At 70.5% G+C, this 21,521-nt stretch carries 22 protein-coding genes; 9 read left to right on the forward strand and 13 right to left on the reverse strand.

Annotated elements, in window-relative coordinates:
- Window position 1: 1 nt before the first annotated feature.
- From N2041_RS04170 to N2041_RS04185, 4 genes are all read right to left on the reverse strand, one after another.
- On the reverse strand, window positions 2-508 hold the full coding sequence (locus N2041_RS04170) for a chemotaxis protein CheD (RefSeq protein ID WP_297676120.1): 507 nt from the start codon (window positions 506-508) through the stop codon (window positions 2-4).
- A complete protein-coding gene (locus tag N2041_RS04175; protein ID WP_297676122.1) occupies window positions 505-1,098 on the reverse strand; it encodes a chemotaxis protein CheC in 594 nt (197 codons plus the stop codon). The genes N2041_RS04170 and N2041_RS04175 overlap by 4 nt, the downstream gene beginning before the upstream one ends.
- 46 nt (window positions 1,099-1,144) lie before the next feature.
- Entirely contained in the window at window positions 1,145-3,250 is a 2,106-nt protein-coding gene (locus N2041_RS04180) for a chemotaxis protein CheA (protein ID WP_297676124.1), read from the reverse strand.
- A 71-nt stretch (window positions 3,251-3,321) separates the two neighbouring features.
- The gene (locus tag N2041_RS04185; protein WP_297676126.1) at window positions 3,322-3,822 is read right to left on the reverse strand and encodes a chemotaxis protein CheW; all 501 of its coding nucleotides are present in this window, start codon (window positions 3,820-3,822) and stop codon (window positions 3,322-3,324) included.
- A gap of 220 nt (window positions 3,823-4,042) precedes the next feature.
- Here N2041_RS04185 and N2041_RS04190 point away from each other — a divergent pair, with 220 nt between their 5' ends.
- The 4 genes from N2041_RS04190 to N2041_RS04205 are packed head-to-tail and all read left to right on the forward strand — an operon-like array spanning window position 4,043 to window position 6,298.
- Window positions 4,043-5,092: a flagellar motor switch protein FliM gene (locus N2041_RS04190; protein WP_297676128.1), complete on the forward strand. Its 1,050-nt coding sequence runs from the start codon at window positions 4,043-4,045 to the stop codon at window positions 5,090-5,092.
- Window positions 5,085-5,435: a hypothetical protein gene (locus N2041_RS04195; RefSeq protein WP_297676130.1), complete on the forward strand. Its 351-nt coding sequence runs from the start codon at window positions 5,085-5,087 to the stop codon at window positions 5,433-5,435. The genes N2041_RS04190 and N2041_RS04195 overlap by 8 nt, the downstream gene beginning before the upstream one ends.
- 49 nt (window positions 5,436-5,484) lie before the next feature.
- Window positions 5,485-6,006: a chemotaxis protein CheX gene (locus tag N2041_RS04200; protein WP_297676133.1), complete on the forward strand. Its 522-nt coding sequence runs from the start codon at window positions 5,485-5,487 to the stop codon at window positions 6,004-6,006.
- Between the two features lie 43 nt (window positions 6,007-6,049).
- Window positions 6,050-6,298, forward strand: coding sequence for a hypothetical protein (locus N2041_RS04205; protein WP_297676134.1), 249 nt, complete (start codon window positions 6,050-6,052; stop codon window positions 6,296-6,298).
- Between the two features lie 28 nt (window positions 6,299-6,326).
- Here N2041_RS04205 and N2041_RS04210 read toward each other — a convergent pair whose 3' ends face one another.
- Complete coding sequence (locus N2041_RS04210) at window positions 6,327-7,076, reverse strand: DnaJ domain-containing protein (protein WP_297676136.1); 750 nt, start codon at window positions 7,074-7,076, stop codon at window positions 6,327-6,329.
- Window positions 7,077-7,123: 47 nt separating this feature from the next.
- Entirely contained in the window at window positions 7,124-8,401 is a 1,278-nt protein-coding gene (hisS, locus tag N2041_RS04215) for a histidine--tRNA ligase (RefSeq protein WP_297676138.1), read from the reverse strand.
- A 77-nt stretch (window positions 8,402-8,478) separates the two neighbouring features.
- Here hisS and N2041_RS04220 point away from each other — a divergent pair, with 77 nt between their 5' ends.
- Window positions 8,479-10,743: a bifunctional (p)ppGpp synthetase/guanosine-3',5'-bis(diphosphate) 3'-pyrophosphohydrolase gene (locus N2041_RS04220; protein ID WP_297676141.1), complete on the forward strand. Its 2,265-nt coding sequence runs from the start codon at window positions 8,479-8,481 to the stop codon at window positions 10,741-10,743.
- Window position 10,744: 1 nt separating this feature from the next.
- Here the strand turns inward: N2041_RS04220 and N2041_RS04225 are convergent, their stop codons facing one another.
- Window positions 10,745-10,957, reverse strand: coding sequence for a hypothetical protein (locus N2041_RS04225; RefSeq protein ID WP_297676142.1), 213 nt, complete (start codon window positions 10,955-10,957; stop codon window positions 10,745-10,747).
- A 121-nt stretch (window positions 10,958-11,078) separates the two neighbouring features.
- Between N2041_RS04225 and N2041_RS04230 the strand changes: the two genes are divergently transcribed.
- Window positions 11,079-11,366, forward strand: coding sequence for a hypothetical protein (locus N2041_RS04230; RefSeq protein WP_297676143.1), 288 nt, complete (start codon window positions 11,079-11,081; stop codon window positions 11,364-11,366).
- A 3-nt stretch (window positions 11,367-11,369) separates the two neighbouring features.
- Here N2041_RS04230 and N2041_RS04235 read toward each other — a convergent pair whose 3' ends face one another.
- Both N2041_RS04235 and N2041_RS04240 read right to left on the reverse strand, forming a co-directional pair.
- Complete coding sequence (locus N2041_RS04235; RefSeq protein WP_297676145.1) at window positions 11,370-12,899, reverse strand: YifB family Mg chelatase-like AAA ATPase; 1,530 nt, start codon at window positions 12,897-12,899, stop codon at window positions 11,370-11,372.
- A 33-nt stretch (window positions 12,900-12,932) separates the two neighbouring features.
- On the reverse strand, window positions 12,933-14,426 hold the full coding sequence (locus N2041_RS04240) for a PLP-dependent aminotransferase family protein (RefSeq protein WP_297676147.1): 1,494 nt from the start codon (window positions 14,424-14,426) through the stop codon (window positions 12,933-12,935).
- Window positions 14,427-14,491: 65 nt separating this feature from the next.
- Here N2041_RS04240 and N2041_RS04245 point away from each other — a divergent pair, with 65 nt between their 5' ends.
- Window positions 14,492-14,842 (forward strand): hypothetical protein, encoded by a 351-nt coding sequence (locus tag N2041_RS04245; RefSeq protein WP_297676149.1) that lies wholly within the window; start codon window positions 14,492-14,494, stop codon window positions 14,840-14,842.
- 36 nt (window positions 14,843-14,878) lie between these two features.
- Here the strand turns inward: N2041_RS04245 and N2041_RS04250 are convergent, their stop codons facing one another.
- The 4 genes from N2041_RS04250 to N2041_RS04265 all read right to left on the reverse strand — a co-directional run bounded on the left by N2041_RS04250 (window position 14,879) and on the right by N2041_RS04265 (window position 18,870).
- Window positions 14,879-16,165: a hypothetical protein gene (locus N2041_RS04250; RefSeq protein WP_297676151.1), complete on the reverse strand. Its 1,287-nt coding sequence runs from the start codon at window positions 16,163-16,165 to the stop codon at window positions 14,879-14,881.
- Window positions 16,166-16,203: 38 nt separating this feature from the next.
- A complete protein-coding gene (locus tag N2041_RS04255; protein WP_297676153.1) occupies window positions 16,204-16,824 on the reverse strand; it encodes a hypothetical protein in 621 nt (206 codons plus the stop codon).
- Entirely contained in the window at window positions 16,740-17,387 is a 648-nt protein-coding gene (locus N2041_RS04260; RefSeq protein WP_297676154.1) for an AAA family ATPase, read from the reverse strand. Before N2041_RS04260 ends, N2041_RS04255 begins: the two co-directional genes overlap by 85 nt.
- Window positions 17,388-17,526: 139 nt before the next feature.
- Entirely contained in the window at window positions 17,527-18,870 is a 1,344-nt protein-coding gene (locus tag N2041_RS04265) for an HD domain-containing phosphohydrolase (RefSeq protein WP_297676156.1), read from the reverse strand.
- Between the two features lie 253 nt (window positions 18,871-19,123).
- On the opposite strand from N2041_RS04265, the gene N2041_RS04270 reads away from it, so the two are divergent.
- Both N2041_RS04270 and N2041_RS04275 read left to right on the forward strand, forming a co-directional pair.
- Window positions 19,124-19,597, forward strand: coding sequence for a CBS domain-containing protein (locus N2041_RS04270; RefSeq protein ID WP_297676158.1), 474 nt, complete (start codon window positions 19,124-19,126; stop codon window positions 19,595-19,597).
- A gap of 12 nt (window positions 19,598-19,609) precedes the next feature.
- Window positions 19,610-21,520, forward strand: coding sequence for a 2-oxoacid:acceptor oxidoreductase subunit alpha (locus N2041_RS04275; RefSeq protein WP_297676160.1), 1,911 nt, complete (start codon window positions 19,610-19,612; stop codon window positions 21,518-21,520).
- The last annotated feature ends 1 nt before the right edge of the window (window position 21,521 follow it).

Here is a 21,521-nt window from a genome sequence, read left to right on the forward strand (position 1 = left end):
CCTACAGTTCGCTGGCCGGTGAAGCGGCCGTTCGGACGAAGGTTTTGCCCGTCGCCACGTGGAGCTCCATCGTGCGGCCCTTGGTCCCGCCGAGGTCGGCGGCGGCCACGCGGATCCCGTGGTGCTTCAACCGTTCGGTTATGGCTTCGGCATTCCGCACGCCGATCTTGAATTTCTCGGCGTTGGCCGCGCCGAGGACGGCTGCGCCGCCCGCGACCTTGACGATGAGCCGCCGCCTGACGGCGCCGGCCTCGGCGAGGCGCTGGAGCAGCAGGTCGATGCCCGAATCGGCGAACCGCGCGGGCTCGCGGTCGTCGACGCGCTTGCCCTCGGACGACGGCAGCAGGATGTGGGCGAGCGCGGCGACTTTCGCCTCCGGGTCCCAGCAGCTGATGCCGACGCAGGAGCCGAGCCCGTAAGCAACGAGCACGTCGCGCGGGTCGCGGCTGAGGGCGAGCTGGCCGATGCCCACGGAGATGCGGCGGGCTTCGGCAGTCGTGGTGGTCATGCCGCTACCCTCTGGAGCGCTCCGAGCGATGCCGGGTCCGGCGCAACGATGAGCAGGCCGGCGGTGCGCCCCTTCTGGTCCTCGAAGACGGCATCCATCATCACCACGTCGCCGCCCTGCGAGAGCACCTCGGCGTAGACGGACTCGACGAGGGCGATGGCCATGTCGTGGAGCACCTGCGGCGGGCTCGGGTGGAGCACCAGGTTCAGGTGGTCCGCCAGGGCGTTGACGAAGGCGGACCCGACGATGTTGCCGAGCTCCGAAATCGCCGAGCAGGCCATCTCGTCCGGGCCGGTGGTCGTGCCCGGTTCTTGCCCCATCATGAGGTCGACGCACTCGAGCGCCCGCGGCTCCGGGAAGAGCAGCATCACGTGGCCGGTGATGTCCCCCGAGATCGAGAGGTAGGAGCCGATGACGACCGTCTCCTCGCCGCCCACCGCGTCACAGGCGTCGTTCTTCGTCCCGACGCGGATGTTCGGGACGTGGATGGAGATCTCCTGGCCCATCAGCCCGCTCAGTCCCCGGCCCGCGCGCACCGCGCCATCCGCGGCGACCGAGGCCAGGGCAGGAATCAACTCATCAACGGCCATCTGCATGCTCCCTGCATCGTTTGGGGGTTGGGTGTCCGGGCGGCGGCTAGGCCGGGACCGCGACGGCGGCTTGCTCGGTCACGAGGCTGGCGATGTCGACGATGAGGCCGAGGGTGCCGTCGCCGAGGATGGTTGCGCCGGTGAGGCCTTTCCGTGTGCCGAGCATGTCGCCGAGCGATTTGACGACGACGTCCTGTTCGCCGAGCAGCCGGTCGACGATGAACGCGGCCTGCCGGTCGCCGTGGCGCGCCGCGACGACGAAGTAGCCGTCCGTCGGCAGCATCCGCGGGCGGGTATCGCCGAGCGCTGCGGCGAGGTCGATCATCGGCAGCAGCCGGTGGCGCAGCCGGAGCGTCTTCCGCCCGCCGACGGTATGGATGTCGGCTTCGTGGTCGGCGAGCGCCTCCGTCACGGAGACGAGCGGGATGGCGTAGACGGTGCCGTTCGCGGAGACCATGAGCGCCTTCGTCGTCGCCAGCGTGAGCGGCAGCTGGATGATGACCTCGGTCCCTTTCCCCTGGACGCTGCTCACGGTGATCTGGCCGTTCAGCCGCTCGATGTTCGTCCGCACGATGTCCATGCCGACGCCGCGCCCGGAGACGTCCGTGATCTGCTTCGCCGTCGAGAGCCCGGGCATGAAGATCCACTGCACGACCTGGTCGTCCGTGGCCGCCTCGGCGGCTTCGCGGGTCATCAGCCCTTTCTCCACCACCTTCCGCCGGAGCGCGGCTGTATCGATGCCGCGGCCGTCATCGCGCACGGCGAGGTAGATGTACGTCTCCTGGTTCCAGGCGGTGACCGAGATGGTCCCCGTCTCCGGCTTCCCGGCCGCGCGCCGCTCCTCGGGCGATTCGATGCCGTGGTCCACGGCGTTGCGGAGGATGTGCACGAGCGGGTCCGAAATCTCCTCGATGACGGAGCGGTCCAGCTCGGTCTCTTCGCCCGCGGTGACGAGGTCGACTTTCTTGCCGCACTTCACGGCGACGTCCCGCACGAGCCGGGGCAGCCGCGAGAGCACGGAGCGCACGGGCAGCATGCGGCTGCGCATGATCTGCTCCTGCAGCTCGTCGGTCACACGGGCGAGGTGCGAGGTCGTCTCTTCGAAGTTGTCCATCAGCTCGCTCAGGCTGGCGTCGCGGAGGACGGAGCTGAGCTGTTCGCGGACTTGCTGGAGGCGCGTGCGGTCGATGACGAGTTCGCCGACGAGGTTCATCAGCCCGTCCAGCCGCTCGACGTCGATGCGGACGGACTGGGAGGCCTTGCGGCCGTTGCCGCCCCGTTGCGCCTCAGCCGGCGCCTCGTCGCGCGTTTCGCCGGTCTCCGGCCGGGCGGTGGCGGGCTGCTGCGGCTCATCGCGGAAGCCTTCGATGGGGGCGGTGGCTTCGGCGGGCGGCACCTGCCGGAGCCGCACGGCGGCGACGTCGCTGACTGCTTTCAGCGCGGCGGCCACCTGGTCTTCCGACTGGCGGGTCACGAGGAGCCCCGCCATCCGGTACTCGCCGCCGCCGGCCTCGATGACGTCGCGGTCCGGCCAGCAGGCAGCCAGCCGGCCGATGCTCTCCATCTCCTGGAGCACCTGGTAGCAGCGGATCGACGGCAGCTGGCAATCGGAGGCGATGGCGACGTCGACGAAGTAGATGCCGTGTCCCTGCTCGATATCGTCCCAGCAGCATTCGAGGGCGCCCGCCGGCACCTGGTAGACCGGGACGTCCGGCGCCTCGGGCAGCGCCACGGCCGGGCCGTCGCCTTCGAGCACGGCCATCAGGTCGGCCTCGAGGCGCTCCGTTTCGATGCCCGAATCGACCCGCGTGACGACCTCATTGGCGAGCACCCGGAGCGCATCGAGCCCGGCCAGCAGCGCATCGACGACGTCCGACGTCGGCGCCCGCCGGCCCTGCCGCACCGCGTCGAGCACCGTCTCCATCGCGTGGGTGAGCGAGGCCATCTTTTTGTGGCCGATGGTGGCGCTCGAACCTTTCAGCGTGTGCGCCGCCCGGAAGATGCGCTGGACGAGCGCCGGGTCCGGCTCGCCTTCGAGCTGGACGAGCGACTGGTCGAGCAGTTCGATCTGCTCCTCCGCCTCTTCGAGGAAGAGCTTCAGGTCCTCGTCGTCGAGGTCGAACTGGAGCGGGGTTCCCTTCGTGCTGGCCATGCGGCGGCACTCCTCGCAATCAAGGAATCAGAATCCGTCGGTCCGTCCCGCGGCGCCGTTGCCGCCGCCGGTCAGGCCGCCCGGGAGAAGCTGCCGTAGTCGTCAGCCGAGGAGGGCAGCACGCCCTCGAGGTCGACCAGCGAAACGAGCCGGTCTTCGAGCTTTGCCACGCCGCGGAGGTATCCGTTTTCCGGCCCGGCGACGATCGCGCTCGGCGGCTCGACCTGGTCGCCAGGGATGCGCATCACCTCGCTGACGGCGTCGACGATGAGGCCAACCATCCCGGTCGAGCTGCTCACGACGACGATGCGGGTCTCCGTGGTGTACTCGCTCGCCGGCACGCCGCACCGCTTCCGCAGGTCGATGACCGGGACGACGCGGCCGCGAAGGTTGGTGATGCCTTCGACCCAGAAATCGGCCCCCGGGATGCTCGTAATCGTCTGCATCCGGACGATCTCCTGAACAGCCTGGATATCGAGCGCGTAGTACTCGTCAGCGAGCTTGAAGATGACGACGTGCTCCTCGCTGGCGGGGAGTGCAGTCGATTCAGGGGCAGCTTCGAACCTGGCCACAGTCGGTCCTCCTCGTGAAGCCCGGCTCTTTGCCGGGGCGCTAGAAAAAGCTACGAATGGCGCGGCGGGGCCGGGCATCCGCGCCTTCCCCCAATGCGCCCCCGGATCTCCCCTAACCCGTCCCTGCCCCGTGGGGGAATCGTCACTCCAGGCCTAGGGTTTCCGCGGATTTCGTGCCGATAGTCAGTGCAGGGACACTGCCGGAGGAGGCAGGCCGCGCATGGCATCGGAAAACGCCGTCCTCACCCAGCGAGAAATCGACGCGCTCCTGAGCGCCGATGTGAGCCAGCTCGATGCGGACACCATCGTCGCGATGCCCCCGCCTGCCCGGAAAGATGCCGGCGGCCGCCGTGTCAAGCCCTACGACTTCCGCCACCCGGAGAAGCTTTCCAAGGAGCAGCTGCGCGGCCTCCAGATCATCCAGCAGGGCGTCGCCGGCTCGATGGCGGCGAACTTCTCAGCCCGCCTCCGCGCGCCGGTCGAGGCTCGCCTCAGCGCCCTCGAGCGCGGCATCTACGAAGAGTACGTCAGTCAGCTGGGCACCCAGTCGGTCGTCATCATCATCGATATGTCGCCGCTCCAGGGCTACGCGGTCACGGCTTTCGGGCTCGATGTCGCTTTCGGCATCATCGACCGGCTCCTCGGCGGCAAAGGGAAGCGCGCACCGCGGGTGCTGAACCGCGACCTCACCGACATCGAGATCGCGCTCATCCGCCACATCGGGATGGACGTCGCGCGGTCGCTCATCGAACCGTGGGCGCGCATCGTCGAGCTGACGCCGGATGTGTCGGAGCTGGCGCTCGGGCCGCAGGTGATGCACGCGATCCCGCCCTCCGAATTCGTCATCACCGCCTGGTACGAAATCCGGCTCGCCGAGCAGACGGGCGGGATTTCGCTCTGCTTCCCGCTCACCATCCTCGAGCAGATCCTGCCGAAGCTGACCGGCCAGAGCCTCTTCGACAACCGCCCGGCGCGGAAGGCGAAGGAGGACGAGCGCGTCCGAGAGGAGCAGGTGCTGCCCATGAGCGTCCTGCTCCGCGCCATCCTCGGCTCGGCGCGGGTGCCGGCGGTCGACCTCGCGCGGCTCGAGCCGGGGGACATCATCGTCCTCGACCGGGAGATCGACGAGCCGCTGCGGCTCATGGTCGGCAACTGCGAGCGGTTCGCCGGCGTCCCGGGCACGCGCGGCCGGCGGCTGGCGCTACAGGTGACGGGCATGGTTGACGATGATGGTTGGGTGAGACCGTTCGAGGATGTCGCCAATGGCTAGCGCGATCCCGATCCGCGCGGTGCTCATGTCGTCGGAGATCATGAACGGGGGGTCCGGCTTCCACCGGCTCGTCTTCAAGGTCGACGGCGGCCGCGCGGGGATGAGCACCGTCACCGTCCTGATCTCCCAGGACGCGCACCGGAAGATCGTGCAGCAGATGGCCCGCGCCCGTTTCGCGCCCGTCGAAAAGACGACGCTCTTGAAGACGTGGGCGCGGTGGGAGCTGGCGATGCGCCTCGAAGAGTACGGCATGCTCCCGTCGACCGTGACCATCACGTCCCGGGACATCGACGATTTCGGCGCCTACGCCTCCGACCTCGGGCGGACGCTCCAGGTCGGCTGAGGGCGCCGGAACCGTCCCACCCTGTTCGGCGCATCGCCAGGAGGATTCCATGCACGCAAGGATCACCGTCGCCGAGGCCGCGCAGGCGGCCGCCGAAGTCGGGGAGAAGGCCCGGGTCGAGCTCATCGCCCCCTTCGTCGAAGCTGCCGCGCGCGTCATCCAGCAGGAATGTGGCGAGCGCGTGACCCGCGGGCAGCTCCACCGCGTGCGGTCGCCGCAGACCTCGAACGAGGTGTCGGTGCTCATCGCCATCACGGGCGGCGTCGCCGGCCTCGTGATCTACTCGATGTCCGAACAGACGGCGAAGGAGTTCGCGTCGCGCATGATCGGCGAGCCGGTGCGGGAGTTCGACGCCATGCCGCAGAGCGCGATCGCCGAACTCGCGAACATGATCACCGGGCAGGCCGGCATCGCCCTCGAGCGGAACGGCTTCCCGAGCGACATGTCGCCGCCGGTGCTCCTCCTCGGCAAGGGGAGCAGCATCGCGACGCTGAATCTCACGCGGCTGGTCATCCCGCTCGTCGTCTCGTTCGGCGAATTCAACATCGACATCGCGATCAAAGAAGTCTGACGCCCGCCTAGAGCGTTGGCGCGGCGGGGGGTAGCATCCAGCCGTGAGCACCGAACGCCCCCGCCGACGCCGCCGGGTCGATGCCCCGGCTTCTTCGCTTCCGCGCCCCGCGGCAGCTGCAGCTGGCGCCACTGCCCCGGCGGCCCGCCGGCCGCAGCCGCATCACCACCAGCCGCGCGCCCACCACGTCACGCGGGATTACAGCTACGTCCGCCGCGACCTCCTCGGCATCCTCGTCGTCGGCCTCATCAGCCTCGCGTTCATCGGGGTGATGAGCTTCGTCGTCCAGTAGCGCTGCCGCGAACCGGCCGGTTCGCCCGTCAGCGCAGGCTCGCGTAGGCGAGGTAGGCAGCGATGCCGGCCGGGAGCGCGCCGTACAGCCACACTTGCGGCACGAGCACGGCCATCACCCCCCACGCCACGAGAATGCCCGCAATGGCGAAGCTCACCACGGCAGGGCCGCGCTTCCGCCCGGTCGCGAACTCCAGCACCCGCGTGAAGGCGTACCCCAGCCCGGCGCCCACGAAAATCGCGAAGAAGCCGAACGTGAACGGCAGCAGGACGAGGCCCCAGATGAGGCCCATCACCACGCCGCCGATGAGCGAGGCGGCGGCGGCGCGCGCCATCCCGCCCGCGGTGAGGGTGTAGATCGGGTTCTTCGCGATTTTCGCGCAGTCGCGGCAGCGCGCCCCGACCGGCGTCTGCACGAGGCAGCGCGGGCAGATGGGCGTGCCGCACCGGCTGCAGCGGAGCGCCGTTTCGACGCCGGGGTCGCGCGGGCACATCACGACCGTGCCGGGCGGCGGCGCGTCGGCGGCCGGGGCCGGCGCCGTGAGCACCGTGCCGCCGTTCCGGCGCGCGTCGTACTCCGCGCGCCGCCTGGCATCGCCGAGGACGTCCCACGCCGCTTCGAGCAGGCGCCGGCGCTCGCGGACGGCCGGGTCCGGGTCGGCCGCGTACCTCGCGGAAAGGCTGCGGTAGGCCGCCTCGATCACCTCGCGGCTCGCGTTCGGCGACACCTCGAGCACTTCGTACCAGTCGGGCTGGCTCCCGTCGTTCTCCCCCGGCATTGCCCGATCGTACCGCCCCGGCGGTAAAGCGGAACGGAAAGGCGCGGTCAGCCGGCGCGGAGGCGCGCCTCGGCCGCCTCGGCCGCCTGCTCCAGCGGAACGGCAGCCTGCTCGCCCTCGCCCTCGAGCGGCTTCAACAGGGCGACGCCCTTCGCGAGCTCGTCCTCGCCGATGATGAGCGCGAGCCGCGCGCCCGCCGCGTTCGCCGAGCGGAGCTGCGCCTTGAACGAACGGCCGCCCTCGCCGATGACGGCGGCGATGCCGCGGTCCCGCAGCGCCGCGGCGAGCCGCACGGCGGCGGGCCCGGACCCTTCGCCGCGGTGCACGATGAAGGCCTCGGCCGCCGGCGCCGGTTCGAAGACGACGCCGTTCTTCTGCATTTCGAGGATGATCCGTTCGATGCCGGTGCCGAACCCGATGCCCGGGGTGGGCGGCCCGCCCAGCAGCTCGACGAGGCCATCGTAGCGCCCCCCGCCGCCGATCGTGCCCTGCGCCCGCTCGTCGTCGTCCGGCACGACCTCGAAGACCGTCCGGTTGTAGTAATCGAGGCCCCGCACGAGCAGCGGGTCGACCGCGAATCTGACGCCGGCCGCTGCGAGGGCTGCCTGCACCGCCTCGTGGTGTTCGCGCGCCGCCGGGCTCAGCTGGTCGACCAGTTTCGGCGCGGCCTCCTTGTAGGGCAGGTCCCGCTCGTCTTTGCTGTCGAGCAGCCGCAGCGGGTTCCGCTCGAACCGGCGCTGGCTGTCCTCCGAAAGCCGTCCGAGGAACGGCCGGTAGTACTCCTTCAGCCGCTCGACGTAGGCGCGGCGCGGCTCGAGGTCGTCGAGTGAGCCGAGCCGGACGGTGATGCCGCGGATGCCGAGCATGCCGTAGAGCCGCCAGAGCATGGTGATGACCTCGGCATCGACGAGCGGGTCGGCCGAGCCGAGCACCTCGGCATCGAACTGCGTGTGCTGGCGGTAGCGGCCCTTCTGCGGCCGGTCGTACCGGAACATCGGGTGGGTGGTGTAGAGGCGGACCGGCTGCGGCCAGCTGCCCATCCCGTGCTCGAGGTAGGCGCGGACGATGGCCGGGGTGCCCTCCGGCGTGAGCGCGAGCCGGTCGCCCCCGCGGTCTTCGAAGACGTACATCTCCTTTTCGACGATGTCCGTCGTGTCGCCGCTGCCCTTCTCGAAGACGCCGGCGTCTTCGAACATCGGCGTGTCGACCCGCTGGAAGCCGTGGAGCCGGGCCACCTCGCGCACGGCATCGAGCACAGCCTGCCAGTAGGGCTGCATCGCGGGCAGCACGTCCTGCGTGCCGCGGGGGGCCTGGAAACGGGGCATGGGGCCGTCCTGACGAGCGGGGGTGACAGCATGTTAGGATAAGAAGAAGGATTGCCCCGGCAAAGAGGCCGCTGCCCATGTCCGTGAGCCCTGGAGAGCCCGCCGTAGCCAGCGTCAGCATCGACGCCCTGCTCGCGCGCGCCAGCCAGTACCTCCCGGCCGACCGCCTCGACATCATCCGCGACGCCTTCGATTTCGCCGCCCGCCACCACGAGGGGCAGTTCCGCAAGACGGGCGACCCGTATATCACGCATCCCGTTGCCGTCGCCGAGCTCGTCGCCAACCTCGAACTGGACCACCTCGCTATCGCTGCCGCCCTGCTCCACGACGTGCAGGAAGACTGCGGCGTCCGCAACGAAGAGATCGCCGAGCGGTTCGGCCCGCGGGTCGCGAAGCTGGTCGACGCGCTCACGAAGCTCGACAAGCTGCCGATGAACGTGGCCGACCTGGACCCGATGCGCGGCACCACGCAGGCCCAAAACCTCCGGAAGATGTTCCTCGCGATGGCCGAGGACCTGAGCGTCGTCCTCATCAAGCTCTGCGATCGGCTGCACAACATGCGGACGCTCTGGGCCTTCCCGCCGGAGAAGCAGCGGCGCATCGCCCTCGAGACGCAGGAGATTTTCGCCCCGCTCGCCAGCCGCCTGGGCGTGTGGCAAATCAAGTGGGAGCTCGAAGACCTCGCCTTCCGCTACCTCGAACCGGAGAAGTACCGCGAAATCGCGGAGCTGCTCGCCTCGAAGCGCGTCACGCGCGAGCGCGTCATCGCCGAGGCGTCGGTCATCCTCAAGGAGCACCTCGAGGCCGCCGGCATCAAGGCCGAAGTGACCGGCCGGGCGAAGCACATCTACAGCATCTACCAGAAGATGCGCCGCTATTCGGCGCAGTCGAAGAGCTTCGACCAGATCTACGACCTCCTCGCGATGCGCGTCTTCGTCGATACGGTCTCCGAGTGTTACCACGCGCTCGGCGTCATCCATGCGCTCTGGCGGCCGATTCCCGGCCAGTTCGACGACTACATCGGGAACCCGAAGGACTCGATGTACCAGTCGCTCCACACGACGGTCGTCGGCCCCGGCGGAAGGCCGCTCGAAATCCAGATCCGCACGTGGGAGATGCACCGGGTCGCCGAATACGGCGTGGCTGCCCACTGGCGGTACAAAGAGGGCGGGAAGCAGGCCGGCCGGGACGAGGAGCGGATCGCGTGGCTGCGGCAGCTCATCGAATGGCAGCGTGACCTCGCCGGCGCCGACGAATTCGTCGAATCAGTCAAGACCGACATCTTCCACGACCAGGTTTTCGTCTATACCCCGAAGGGCGACGTCCTCGACCTCCCCGCGGGCGCGACGCCGCTCGATTTTGCCTACCGCATCCACACCGACCTCGGCCATCAGACGGTCGGCGCCAAGGTCAACGGCCGCATGGTGGCGCTCAACTCGCCGCTGAAGACCGGCGACGTGGTCGAAATCCTCCGCAGCCGCACGAGCAAAGGCCCCTCGCGCGACTGGCTGAACCAGAACCTCGGCTACATCCGGACGGCGCACTCCCGCGAGAAGATCCGGCAGTGGTTCCGCAAGCAGGAGCGGGCGGAAAACATCGAGCGCGGCCGCGAGATGCTCGAGAAGGAGCTGAAACGGCTCGGCTGGGACGTCGCCGAGCGGCAGGAGCAGCTGCTCCAGCTGTTCAACTTCACCACCTGGGAGGACTTCCTCGCGGCCATCGGCTATGGCGGTGTCAGCACGAACAGCATCGCCCGCAAGGTGGCCGCGGTCATCGAGCGGGAGGAGGCCGAGGCCGAGGAGCCGCCCGAGCTGCCGCAGAAGCAGGAGCCCGCGAAGCTCGGCGGCCCGGGGATGCGCGTGCTCGGCGTCGGCAACCTGCTCACCACCATGGCCCGCTGCTGCAACCCCGTTCCCGGCGACCAGATCGTCGGCTACGTCACCCGCGCGCGGGGCGTCACCGTCCACCGCGCCGATTGCCTCAACATCCTCAACGAAGCCGAGCGCGAACGCATCGTCGAGGTCGAGTGGGGCACCGTGACGCGCACGTACCCGGTCTCCATCCGCATCGAAGCGTGGGACCGGGTCGGCCTGCTGCGCGACATCACGACGGTGGTGACCGACGAGAAGGTCAACATGGTCGGCGTGCGGACCATCGAGAACGGCGACGGCTCGGTCACCATCACCACCACGCTGGAGACGACCGGCATCGAACAGCTCTCGCGGCTCCTCGCGCGTATCGAAATCGTCCGGGGCGTCCGCTCCGTGGAGCGGGTGCAGGAGCGGCGGCGGAAGCCGCTCCCCGAAGAAGCGCCCGTCCAGCTGCGGCGCACGGCGCCCTGATTCAGGCGACACGCCGGCTCCCCACGGTCATCTGAAGGCCGCGGTCCCGCCGCGCAGGCGTCAGCCGCTGGGGCTGCTGCCGCGGGCGAAACCGCCGTGCGCCGACGCGCGGGCGGCGGTCGACCCAGGCTTCGGCCACCATCGCGCTGAGAATGCCGAGCGCCGAGCCGATGAGGATGAGGTCGACGAGGACCGTGAGGACCGGGTTGACCATGATGCGCACATCCGTTCGAAAGGTGGCCAAAGCCTAGGCGAACGGATGTGCGGATGTCAACACATATGTTCGAAACTCGTCAGCAGGTGTCGCGGCAGCCCGCTGGCGTATACTCCGCGCCATGCCGCGCGCCCGCTCGCCGTTCCTCGCTCCCTCGGACGCCGCCCTCGAATTCGGCCGGCAGTACGCGGTCGTCCTCCAGCGCTGGGCCGACCTTTTCGCGGCCGCCAGCGCGCTGGTCGAGGCGAACGTGCGGCTCGGCGAGCTGGCCGCCGACGCGGCGGTTGAGTTCGACGCATGGCTGCAGCGCGCGCGCGAAGCTCCGTTCGCGTGGGCCAGTCCGGAGGCGTTCCAGCGGTTCATGGAGTCGTTCGCCGCGCCCGCCGGGAAGCGGCCGCCGGGCGGCTGAGCACTACTCCAGCCGCGCCCGGTACTGGATGCTCTCCGCCATGTGGGCGGGCCCGATCTGCTCCGACCCGGCCAGGTCGGCGACCGTCCGCGCCACCTTCAGTACCCGGTGGAAGGCGCGCGCCGAGAGGTTGAGCCGCTCGACCGCCCGCTTCAGCAGTTCGGCCGCGGCCGGCTCGAGCGCGGCTTGCGCGAAGTCGCGCACCTGCGCCGGCGACATCTCGCCGTTCGTCGCGGTCCGCGTGCCGGCGAAACGGGCGGCCTGCACGTCGCGCGCGGCGGCCACGCGCGCCCGCACCGACCCCGAGGGTTCGCCGCGCGCTGCGGCGGTCAGCTTCTCCAGCGGGACGCGCGGCACGTCGACGAAGATGTCGATGCGGTCCATGAGCGGGCCGCTGAGGCGGCGCTGATACCGCCCGACGACTGCGGGCGGGCAGGTGCAGGGGCGCTCGGGGTCGCCGAGGTAGCCGCAGGGGCAGGGGTTGAGCGCGGCGCAGAGCATGAAGCTCGCCGGGAACGTCACCGCCTGCTTCGCGCGGCTGATGGTGACGGTCTTGTCCTCCAGCGGCTGGCGCAGCATCTCGAGGACGTGCGGGTCGAACTCCAGCAGCTCGTCGAGGAAGAGGACGCCGCGGTGGGCGAGGGTGATTTCGCCGGGCCGCGGCACGGAGCCGCCGCCGACGAGTCCGGCGTTCGAAATCGTGTGGTGCGGCGACCGGAACGGCCGGCTGCCGACGAGCCCCGTGCCCGGCGGCAGCAGCCCCGCGACGCTGTAGATGCGCGTGACTTCCATCGCCTCGGCCGCCGTGAGCGGCGGGAGGATGCCCGGCACGGCCCGCGCGAGGAGCGTCTTGCCGCTGCCCGGCGGCCCCTTCATCACGACGTTGTGGCCGCCTGCGGCGGCGACTTCGAGCGCGCGCTTCACGTGCTCCTGTCCGACGATGTCGGCGAAGTCCGTGACGGCGGCCGCCAGCGGGTCCTCCGCCGGTTCGCCGCGGCCCGCGAACTGCGGCAGCGCGACTGCGCCGTTCAGGTGGGCGGCGAGCGCGCCCAGCGACGGGACCGGGTAGACCTCGAGACCTTCGACCAGGGCGGCTTCGGCGGCGTTCTCGGCGGGCACGAACGCGCGGCGGATGCCGCGGGCCGCAGCCGTCATCGCCATCGGCAGCACGCCGCGCACGGGCCGCACGTCGCCGGTGAGCGCCAGCTCGCCGAGGAAGACGGCGTCGGCCGGCTCCGTAGCGACCTGCCCGGAGGCGAGCAGGATGCCGACGGCGATCGGCAGGTCGTAGGCCGGCCCCTCCTTCCGGAGGTCTGCCGGCGCGAGGTTCACGGTGATGCGGTTGTTCGCTGGCCAGGCGAGGCCGCTGTTCCGGATGGCCGCCCGGACGCGCTCCCGCGATTCCTGCACGGCCGCATCGGGCAGGCCGACGACGGTCATCGCCGGCAGCTGGGCGCGGGTGATGTCGATTTCGACCTCGACGAGCTCGCCATCGAGCCCGACGACCGCACAGCTCAGGACGCGGGCGAGCATCGGCGGATTGTAGGCAGCCCCCGGGCCCAGGGGTCAACTGGCGCGCAGGCGGTCGTACGCCTCGACGACGCGGCCGAGCCGGGCGATGCCTTCTTCGATGGCGGCCTCATCCAGGCTGGAGTAGCCGACGACGTACGACGCGCCGGGCGGCGGCTCGCCGGCGTAGTAGGTGTGCGCGCTGTGGAGGCCGACGCCGACCGCGCGGGCGCCTTCGACGATCGCGCGGCCGTCGTCTACGCCCCGGAGCTCGAGCATCACGTGGATGCCGCTTTCGGTGCCGCGGACGGCCGCGCGCTCCCCGAGGTGCCGGCCGATAGCGGCCAGCAGGGCCTCCAGCCGCCGCGCGTAGACCCGCCGCATCCGCCGCAGGTGGCGTTCGAAATGGCCTTCTTCGATGAAAGCGGCGAGCACGGCCTGGTAGAGCAGCGCCACGTGCCGGTCGGTGAGCCACTTCGCCCGCGCGAACGCGGCCTGGAGGTGCGGCGGCGGGACGAGGTAGCCGAGCCGCAGCGCCGGCAGCAGCACCTTCGACATGGTGCCGGTGTAGACGACGCGGCCCGATTCATCGAGCCCCTGGAGGCAGGCGAGCGGCCGGCCGGCGTAGCGGAACTCGCTGTCGTAGTCGTCTTCGATGATGGTGGCGCCGGTCCGCCACGCCCAGGCCAGCAGCTCCAACCGGCGCGCCGCCGAGAGCACCGCGCCCGTCGGGAACTGGTGCGACGGCGTGACGTAGACGACCCGCGCCCGTTCCGGGAGCTCGGCAACCACGATGCCCTCTTCGTCGACGCGGACCGGCACCACCTCGGCGCCGGCGGCCTCGAAGACGGCGCGCGCGCCGGTGTAGCCCGGCTCCTCCATCGCCACGGCGTCGCCGGGGTCGAGCAGAATCCGCGCCGCGAGGTCGAGCGCCTGCTGCGAACCGTTCACGATGACGAGGTCGTCGGCCGAGCACCGGACGCCGCGGCTCCGCTGGAGGTAGCGGGCGAGCGCGCTGCGCAGCGCCGGCAGGCCTTCCGCCGGGCCGTAGCCGAGCAGTTCCGCCGGCGGGTAATCGAGGATGCGCCGCGTCAGTGAGCGCCACTCTGCGAGGGGAAACTCAGCGAACGACGGCGAGCCGTAGCGGAAGTCGTAGGGCAGGCGGCCGTGCCCCATCGGGGGCACCGGGTCTTCGGCCGGGAGCCTGCGCGCGAACGCGGAGTACTCGGCCGGCTGCGCGGGGAGCAGCGCGCCCGGCAGCGAAGGGGCGGCGTCCGGGCGCCGGGCGCGGAACGCCCGGTCCGGGAGCTCCGGCGCGACGAACGTCCCGGAACCGTGCCGCGCGACGAGGTAGCCCTCGGCCGTGAGCTGGTCGTAGGCCTCGAGGACCGTGTTGCGCGCGATGCCGAGCGCCCGCGCCACGGCGCGGGTGGCCGGGAGCCGTTCCCCCGGCTGGAACCGCCCGTCGAGGATGGCCCGCCGCAGCCCCTCGGCGAGCCGCACGTAGGCCGGCTGGCCCGGCAGCTCCGGCAGGTCGATGACCACGTCCATGGCTCCACCCTTCCCCCGCGAAGTGGCCCTTCAACCGATGCCGCGCGGGAGACGATCGTAGGGCCATGGACGACTTGTGGATATCTCCGGTCCGGCACGTTCCTGCCACACTGCTGGCAGCAGCGGGCGCCTGGCTGCTGGCGACGGGGCTGCTGCTGGGCAGGCGGGGGCTCCTCCTGGCGAGCCGGTCCGAGCCCGGCGGCAACTGGCTGCTGATGCGGGGCATCCGGCGGCTCACCCAGGGCGCTGCGCTCGCGGCCATCGGCCTCGGCTGGACGTTCCAGTGGCCCGTCGCCATCGCTGCGGGGCTCCTCTTCGGCTTCGAAGAGCTGATCGAGACGAGCATCGCCGCGGCTGCGCTGCGCGACGAAGCGGAGCGCGAATCGGCGGCCCGGGCGGGAAGCCCCCGCGCGTGACCCACCGGCGGCGCGGGGCCTCGCCGGCGTGCCCTGCTAGGGGCCGCCGATGCGCGCTTCGATCCAGGGGACGATGAGGTCGAGCAGCCGCTCGCGCGGGTCGGCGAGCTTCCGCCCCTCATCGCCGACCGGGTTCAGGTAGTGGTCGGCCCACTCCAGCGTGAGCAGCTGCTTATCGGCCGCGCCGCTCTTCTCCAGGATCTCCTGCTGTTCGGAGGGGAAGATGTCGCAGTCGCCGTCGGCGAAGACGACCAGGGTCGGCACGGTCACATGGCGGATTGTGTCCGGGAGGTCGGCCTGGGAGCTGGTTCCGCTCCAGGTGCTCAGCCAGCCACGCGGCGTCATCACGCGGGCGAGCCCGCCGTAGCCGTAGTTCCCGATGATCGGGTCGCCGGGCGAAAAGATGCTGCCGAGCGGCCGCCGGCTCGGGTCGATCGTTGGGTCGAGGTAGGCCGGGTTCGCGAGGGTGCGGTAGATGACCATGTACCGCCCGAGCCGCGCCCGCCGCGCGATGAGCCCCCGCGCGGCCGGGGGAAGCGCCGCGAACCGATCGGAGCGGAGTTCGCCCCGGAAGTAGGCGTGCTCGGCGAGGTATTCGCGGGCGATGGCGTCCAGCCGCAGGCTCCGCTCGCGCTGCCGCCGCCGGTATTCGGCGAGCCACGCCGGGTCGTAGCGGCTCGGCTCAGGGTAGGGCCGGTAGCCGTTCTCCGGGTTGTACATGTCCCAGGCCGGGTCGTAGCTCGCCGGGTCGGACTCGTTCGTCACGCTCGGGTCGAGCACGTTCAGCATGAAGCGGCCCTCGCCGAGGTGGGCGGCGACCGCGATGTAGAGGTCGCCCGGCGGCATCTCCTCGGCGGCGAGGTCGATCGGCTCTCCGGAGGGCGTCGAGGAGAGGCGCTCGGCCGGCGGGCGCGAGGCCTGCGACTGGTAGAACGCGAGCAGCGAGCCGCCGCCCGAATTGCCGAGCAGCACGATCCGCTCGAAGCCCCGCTCCCGCAGCCAGCGCATCCCGGCGGCGATGTCGAGCAGCAGCCGCTCGTGCACCATATCAGTGTCGTTGTTCAGGTAGCGGCTGTTCTGGCCGAAGACGGCGTAGCCGCGGGCGGTGAGGCCGGGAACGACATAATGCCGGGTGAATTCGCCCCGCGGGTGCACGAGGTAGACCGCCGTGCGCGGCTCATGCCGGGGAGGGAGGTAGAGGATGCCGAAGCTCTGCGCGGTGTCGCTGGCTTCGAGGTAGACGACCTCGCGACGGACGGCAGGGTCGAGCGCGCTGAACGAAAAGGGGAGGCGGCGGCCGCGGGATTCGAGCGGGTGCGACATGCGCGGCATCCTAGCACCGCCGCGCGGCCGCCTGCAGCCTAGCGCGGCGCCCGGCGGTCGATCTCCTTCGCGACCAGCTCTCGCGCCGCCTTCGCCGCCGCCGGGTCGTTCCCCAGCGTGTACACGATGACGATGGCGCGGCCCATCCGGTAGGCGTCGGAATAGACGAGGTTGCCCTGCGCGTCCGGCTTCGCCGTGACGTAACTGCGCGCCTCGTCGGCCTCGTAGACCGGCTGGCCGTCGGTTTGCACGGTGCCGGGGCCGAAGAGGTCCGGCGGCGGGTTGCGGAGCGCGTCGGCGATGGCGGCGAACTGCGCCTTCGCGGCGTCGGCGGCAGGGAGGAGGTTCACTTCGATGCGGACGCTGGAGACGCCCGGCTTCGAACCGGCAAAGATGGCGATGAAGGCGTCCTGCTCCGGGGTGAGCGCGGGCAGCTTGCCGCTCGCCTCGAGGCGGAACCCCTCGCCGGAGAGGTCGGGAACGAGGTCGGCAGCGGTCGCGGCGGCGGCTGCCGTCGGGCTCGCGGTGCTGTCGCCGCCCTTGCCGCCGCAGGCCGCTGCCGCCCCGGCGGCGATCAGGAGAAGGCCCGCGGCAGCGAGGCGAACTGCACGATGACCTCGGCCGCCTGCCCGGGCGAAAGCCGGTCGGTATTGATGCACAGGTCGTAGGTGCTCGGAGTCAGCCATCCGGTGTCGTAGAAGCGGCGGAAGTACTCCAGCCGCTCGTTGTCGGTCCTTTCGATGATCTTGAGGGCTTCCTTTTCGTCGACGCCCATCCCGGTCATGATGCGCCGGGCGCGGTATTTGGGCGAGCCCGTGACGAGGGCGCGCACGGCATCGGCCCGGTCGCGGAGGATGACCTGCGCTGCGTGGCCGACGATGACACACTCGCCCCGGTCGGCGAGGTCGCGGATGACCTGCTCGAGGAACCGCCGGTAATCGGCCGAGGTGTACAGCGGGCTCGCGGTGAGCGGCACCGGGTCGGCCCAGCCCGCCGCCGGCATCGCCGGGTTCCGCGCGAGGGCTTCGAGGATGCGCGTCAGGAGGGACGGCGTGTGCTCGGCTTCGGAGACGGTCTCCGGCGAGACGCCGGCCTCGGCCGCCGCCTCCTGGATGACCTGGTAGTCGACGTACCGGAACCCCAGGCGGTCCGCGACGGCCCGGGCGACCTCTTCGCCTGCCGTGCCGACCTGCCGTGAGATGGAGATGACCCGCGTCGCCATGCGCGCGCTCCCTGGAAGTGTTCGCCGGCGGCATTGTAGCGCCGGCTGCCCGGGGCGCAGGTCAACGTGAACCGGGGCCGGCAAGATTGCCGGCCCCGGCCCCGCGGGAAGTGCCGTTGCGGACGGGTTGGCGCCCGTCTCAGGCGTCGAACGGGCCCGCGACGCTCTCGAAGCGCGCGAGCAGGTAGGGATCGAACCGGTTGCCGGCAAGCCCCCGCATGATTTCGAAGGCTTCCGAGCGGGGCAGGGCCCGGCGGTAGGGCCGGTCGTTCGTGAGCGCGTCGAACGTTTCGCACATGCCGATGATCTGGGCTTCGACCGGGACTTCGCTCCCCTCGAGCATGCCGGGGTAGCCTTTGCCGTCGATGCGCTCGTGGTGGCAGCCGACCCACCAGGCGGCGGCGCCCAGCCCGGGAATCTCGCCGAGGATGTCGCGGGCGTAGATGGGGTGCATCTGCACCGCCGACATCTCGTCCACGCTCAGGATGTCCGGCTTGCGGAGGAAGCGGGCCGGAACGCCGAGCGTGCCGATGTCGTGGAGCAGCGTCGCCACCTTGAGGAGGTCGGCGCGGCGCTCGGTCATGTCGCAGTGCAGCGCCACCTTGCGCGCGAGGTCGGCGACCCGGCGCCCGGCGCCCTCCGCGCGGCCGTTTCGGACGTCGATGACGTCGGCGAGCACACCGAGCAGCTCGAACAGCTCATCGCGGCCGAGGATGCCGCCGTAGTTGAGCGCCATCAGCCCCGGGCCGAGGTCGTTGTCGTAGAGGCCGAGCCAGAAATCGTCGCGCGAGGCGATGACGGCCATCCGCTCGGCGAGGTCGGGGTCGAGCTCCTGCCCGGCCATATCGCGCAGGAGGGCGGGTCCGCTCCGGCGCAGCGCGAGCGGCGGCGCGTCGGCATCGAGGAGCGTTTCGAAACGGTCGGCGAGGGCGACGATGCGGCTGACGAGCGGCGTCTCCGGCCCGGGGACGGCGCCCGGCCGCCCGGAGCCGTCCCAGCAATCGTGGTGGCCGAGGACTGCGCGCGCGACCGCCTCCGAGAAGCCCATCCGGCGCGCGACGTCCGCGCCCGTCTCGCAGTGCCGCGCGATGGCGTCGATGATTTCGGACCAGCCGCCCTGGGGCGGGCGCTCCGGCGGCGCAGGGCGGCGCCCGTCGGCCGCCCACCGGCGGGCGGGCCGCGCCACAGGCAGCGCGACCGGCTCCATCACCGCCATGCCGATGTCGTGCAGGAGGCAGCCGAAGTAGACCTCCTCGATCCGGGCGGGCTCCAGGCCGAGGTCGCTCGCGAGGTAGACGCCGATATAGGCGACGCGCTGGGCATGGCCCGGCTTCCGGCCCTCGGCGAGGTCGAACGCCCGGCTGAGCGCACCGAGCACGGCGCCGCGGCTGAGGCGGGGCACCCCCGAGAGCCCGGTGTCTTCGTACAGCGACGGATCGAGAAAGTCCGCCTTGACCGTCTGGATCTGCGCCTTGGAAGCCATGATTCCCCGTATCCCGCAGGTAGCAGGGCGTATTCGGAATATCGGCCCCGCTCCCGTGGACGTGCAGGGAAGGGCAGGTGACGGGGACGGGAAATAGGGAAGAGTCGTAGGCCGTATCGGGAGAGGCGGCAGCCGGGCGGGGCCGTTCGCGCCTGCACGACTTTGCGAAAGGGCGTACACTTTGGCTAACGCGCACGGTGTGCCTTTGCGCCCGCCGGTCCGCATCATCCCATCCAGGCGAACGACAGCGCAGATGGACCGCACCCGGCTCAGCCGGTTCGTCAATCAACGCCTCTCCGAGCTGACCCTCAGCGAGCCAGCCACCGTTTCGCCATTCATCCCCGTTCGCCAGGCCGTCGACGCGATGAACCGTTTCGGCACCACCTGCGTGCTCGCTGTGGAGCAGGGCGAGTTGCGGGGCATCTTCACGGAGCGCGACGTCCTTACGAAATGCATGGTGGATGGGTTCGATTGGGACCAGCCGCTCGATGCTTCGGTGCTCACGAAGCAGCCCCGGGTGATTGCCTCCACAGGGACGGTGGCCGAAGCAATCGCCCTGATGCAGCAGCATCACTACCGGAACCTGCCCGTGGTGGAGGGCGGCCGCGTGGTTGGGGTGTTGCGGCTCGGCGACCTCCTGCGGGACCTCGCAGAGGCCTACCCCGAAGACGTCCTGAACCTGCCTCCTCGCCCTCACCAGGTGATGGAGCAACCAGAGGGTGGATAGAAGCAGAGATTCATGACTACCGAAACGCAGCTCAAGCCTGAACACCACGTCGAAGAGCTCGAACGCGTCACCATCCGCTTCGCCGGCGACTCCGGCGACGGGATGCAGCTCACCGGGACGCAGTTCACCCGCACCGCCGCCGTCTTCGGCAACGACCTCGCGACGCTTCCCGATTTCCCCGCCGAGATCCGCGCGCCCGCCGGCTCGCTCCCGGGCGTCTCCGGCTTCCAGATCTCCTTCGCCAGCACCGAAATCTACACCCCCGGCGACCGGCCCGATGTCCTCGTCGCTATGAATCCCGCCGCGCTGAAGACGAACCTCGGCGACCTCAAGCCGGGCGGCCTCCTCATCGTCGACAAAGACGAATTCGAGCCGACCAACCTGAAAAAGGCCGCCTACGAGTCGAACCCGCTCGAGGACGGCTCGCTCGCCGGCTACCAGGTCGTGCCCATCGCCATCACGCGGCAAAACGAGCTCGCCCTCGAGGGGCTCCCGCTGAGCGCCAAGGACAAGTTCCGCTGCCGCAACTTCTACGCCCTCGGGCTCATCCTCTGGCTGTACGGCCGCACCCTCGACACCACCATCAAGTGGGCGACCGAGCAGTTCAAGCGCCGGCCCGACATCCTCGAAGCGAACCTGCGCGCCCTCCGCGCCGGCTACAACTTCGGCGAGACGACCGAACTCTTTCGCGTCCAGTACCGCGTCCCGCCGGCCAAGGTGCCGCCCGGCACGTACCGCCACATCAGCGGCAACGAGGCGACGGCGCTCGGCTTCGTCGCGGCCTCGGTCCTCAGCGGGCTGCCGCTCTTCTACGGCAGCTACCCCATCACGCCCGCGAGCGACATCCTCCACGAGCTCTCGAAGCTGAAGAACTTCGGCGTGAAGACGTTCCAGGCCGAGGATGAGATCGCGGCCATCGGCGCCGCCATCGGCGCGGCCTACGGCGGCCATCTCGGCCTCACCGGCACGAGCGGCCCCGGCCTCGCCCTCAAGAGCGAAGCGCTCAACCTCGCCGTCATGACGGAGCTGCCCATCGTCGTCATCGACGTCCAGCGCGCGGGCCCGTCGACCGGCATGCCGACGAAAACCGAACAGGCCGACCTCCTGCAGGCGATGTTCGGACGCAACGGCGACAGCTACGTCGCCATCGTCGCGCCGTGCACCCCGTCGGACTGCTTCATCATGGCGATCGAGGCGTTCCGCATCGCGCTCAAGCACATGGTGCCGGTCGTCTTCCTCTCCGACGGCTACCTCGGGAACGGCTCCGAGCCGTGGCGCATCCCGGATATCTCCGAACTGCCGCGCATCGAGTGGAAGTACGCCGAGCCGCAGGAAGGGAAGTTCAACCCCTACCTGCGCGACCCGAAGACGCTCGCCCGGCCGTGGGCAGTGCCCGGCCAGAAGGGGCTCGAGCACCGCATCGGCGGCCTCGAAAAATCCGGCGAGACCGGCGACATCAGCTACGACCCGCGCAACCACCACGAGATGACGCTCGCCCGCAAGGCGAAAGTCGACCGGATCGTGGACGACATCCCGCTCCTGCAGGTCACCGGGCCGGAGGAGGGCGACCTCCTCGTGCTCGGCTGGGGCGGCACCTACGGCTCCATCACGAGCGCCTGCGAGAACGCCCGCAAGCGGGGCCTCAGCGTCGCCTCCGCCCACCTGCGCTACCTGAACCCGTTCCCGGCGAACCTGCCCGAGGTGCTCAAGCGGTACAAGAAGGTGCTCATCCCCGAGCTGAACACCGGCCAGCTCGCCCTCCTCATCCGCGGCCGCTTCCTCGTCGATGCCGTCAGCTTCAACAAGATCTCCGGCCAGCCGTTCAAGATCGCCGAGATCGAAGGGAAGATCGACGAAGTGCTCGGCCTTCGCGACGAATACGTCCTCGAGTTCACCCGCAGCGCCGGGGTCAGTGGAGGCTGAT

Origin of the sequence: Tepidiforma sp., from assembly GCF_026419595.1 — a bacterium.
In the GTDB taxonomy this organism is placed as follows: Bacteria; Chloroflexota; Dehalococcoidia; order Tepidiformales; family Tepidiformaceae; genus Tepidiforma.

Bases quoted from the DNA above. Each gene is read 5' to 3' on its own strand.
- N2041_RS04250 (WP_297676151.1), bottom strand. From the start codon at position 16,165: ATGTCGCACCCGCTCGAATCCCGCGGCCGCCGCCTCCCCTTTTCGTTC.
- N2041_RS04245 (WP_297676149.1), top strand. From the start codon at position 14,492: ATGGACGACTTGTGGATATCTCCGGTCCGGCACGTTCCTGCCACACTG.
- N2041_RS04275 (WP_297676160.1), top strand. From the start codon at position 19,610: ATGACTACCGAAACGCAGCTCAAGCCTGAACACCACGTCGAAGAGCTC.
- N2041_RS04200 (WP_297676133.1), top strand. From the start codon at position 5,485: ATGCACGCAAGGATCACCGTCGCCGAGGCCGCGCAGGCGGCCGCCGAA.
- N2041_RS04225 (WP_297676142.1), bottom strand. From the start codon at position 10,957: ATGGTCAACCCGGTCCTCACGGTCCTCGTCGACCTCATCCTCATCGGC.
- N2041_RS04260 (WP_297676154.1), bottom strand. From the start codon at position 17,387: ATGGCGACGCGGGTCATCTCCATCTCACGGCAGGTCGGCACGGCAGGC.
- N2041_RS04170 (WP_297676120.1), bottom strand. From the start codon at position 508: ATGACCACCACGACTGCCGAAGCCCGCCGCATCTCCGTGGGCATCGGC.
- N2041_RS04240 (WP_297676147.1), bottom strand. From the start codon at position 14,426: ATGGACGTGGTCATCGACCTGCCGGAGCTGCCGGGCCAGCCGGCCTAC.
- N2041_RS04195 (WP_297676130.1), top strand. From the start codon at position 5,085: ATGGCTAGCGCGATCCCGATCCGCGCGGTGCTCATGTCGTCGGAGATC.
- N2041_RS04235 (WP_297676145.1), bottom strand. From the start codon at position 12,899: ATGCTCGCCCGCGTCCTGAGCTGTGCGGTCGTCGGGCTCGATGGCGAG.
- N2041_RS04180 (WP_297676124.1), bottom strand. From the start codon at position 3,250: ATGGCCAGCACGAAGGGAACCCCGCTCCAGTTCGACCTCGACGACGAG.
- N2041_RS04220 (WP_297676141.1), top strand. From the start codon at position 8,479: ATGTCCGTGAGCCCTGGAGAGCCCGCCGTAGCCAGCGTCAGCATCGAC.
- N2041_RS04210 (WP_297676136.1), bottom strand. From the start codon at position 7,076: ATGCCGGGGGAGAACGACGGGAGCCAGCCCGACTGGTACGAAGTGCTC.
- N2041_RS04270 (WP_297676158.1), top strand. From the start codon at position 19,124: ATGGACCGCACCCGGCTCAGCCGGTTCGTCAATCAACGCCTCTCCGAG.
- N2041_RS04175 (WP_297676122.1), bottom strand. From the start codon at position 1,098: ATGGCCGTTGATGAGTTGATTCCTGCCCTGGCCTCGGTCGCCGCGGAT.
- N2041_RS04190 (WP_297676128.1), top strand. From the start codon at position 4,043: ATGGCATCGGAAAACGCCGTCCTCACCCAGCGAGAAATCGACGCGCTC.
- N2041_RS04230 (WP_297676143.1), top strand. From the start codon at position 11,079: ATGCCGCGCGCCCGCTCGCCGTTCCTCGCTCCCTCGGACGCCGCCCTC.
- hisS (WP_297676138.1), bottom strand. From the start codon at position 8,401: ATGCCCCGTTTCCAGGCCCCCCGCGGCACGCAGGACGTGCTGCCCGCG.
- N2041_RS04265 (WP_297676156.1), bottom strand. From the start codon at position 18,870: ATGGCTTCCAAGGCGCAGATCCAGACGGTCAAGGCGGACTTTCTCGAT.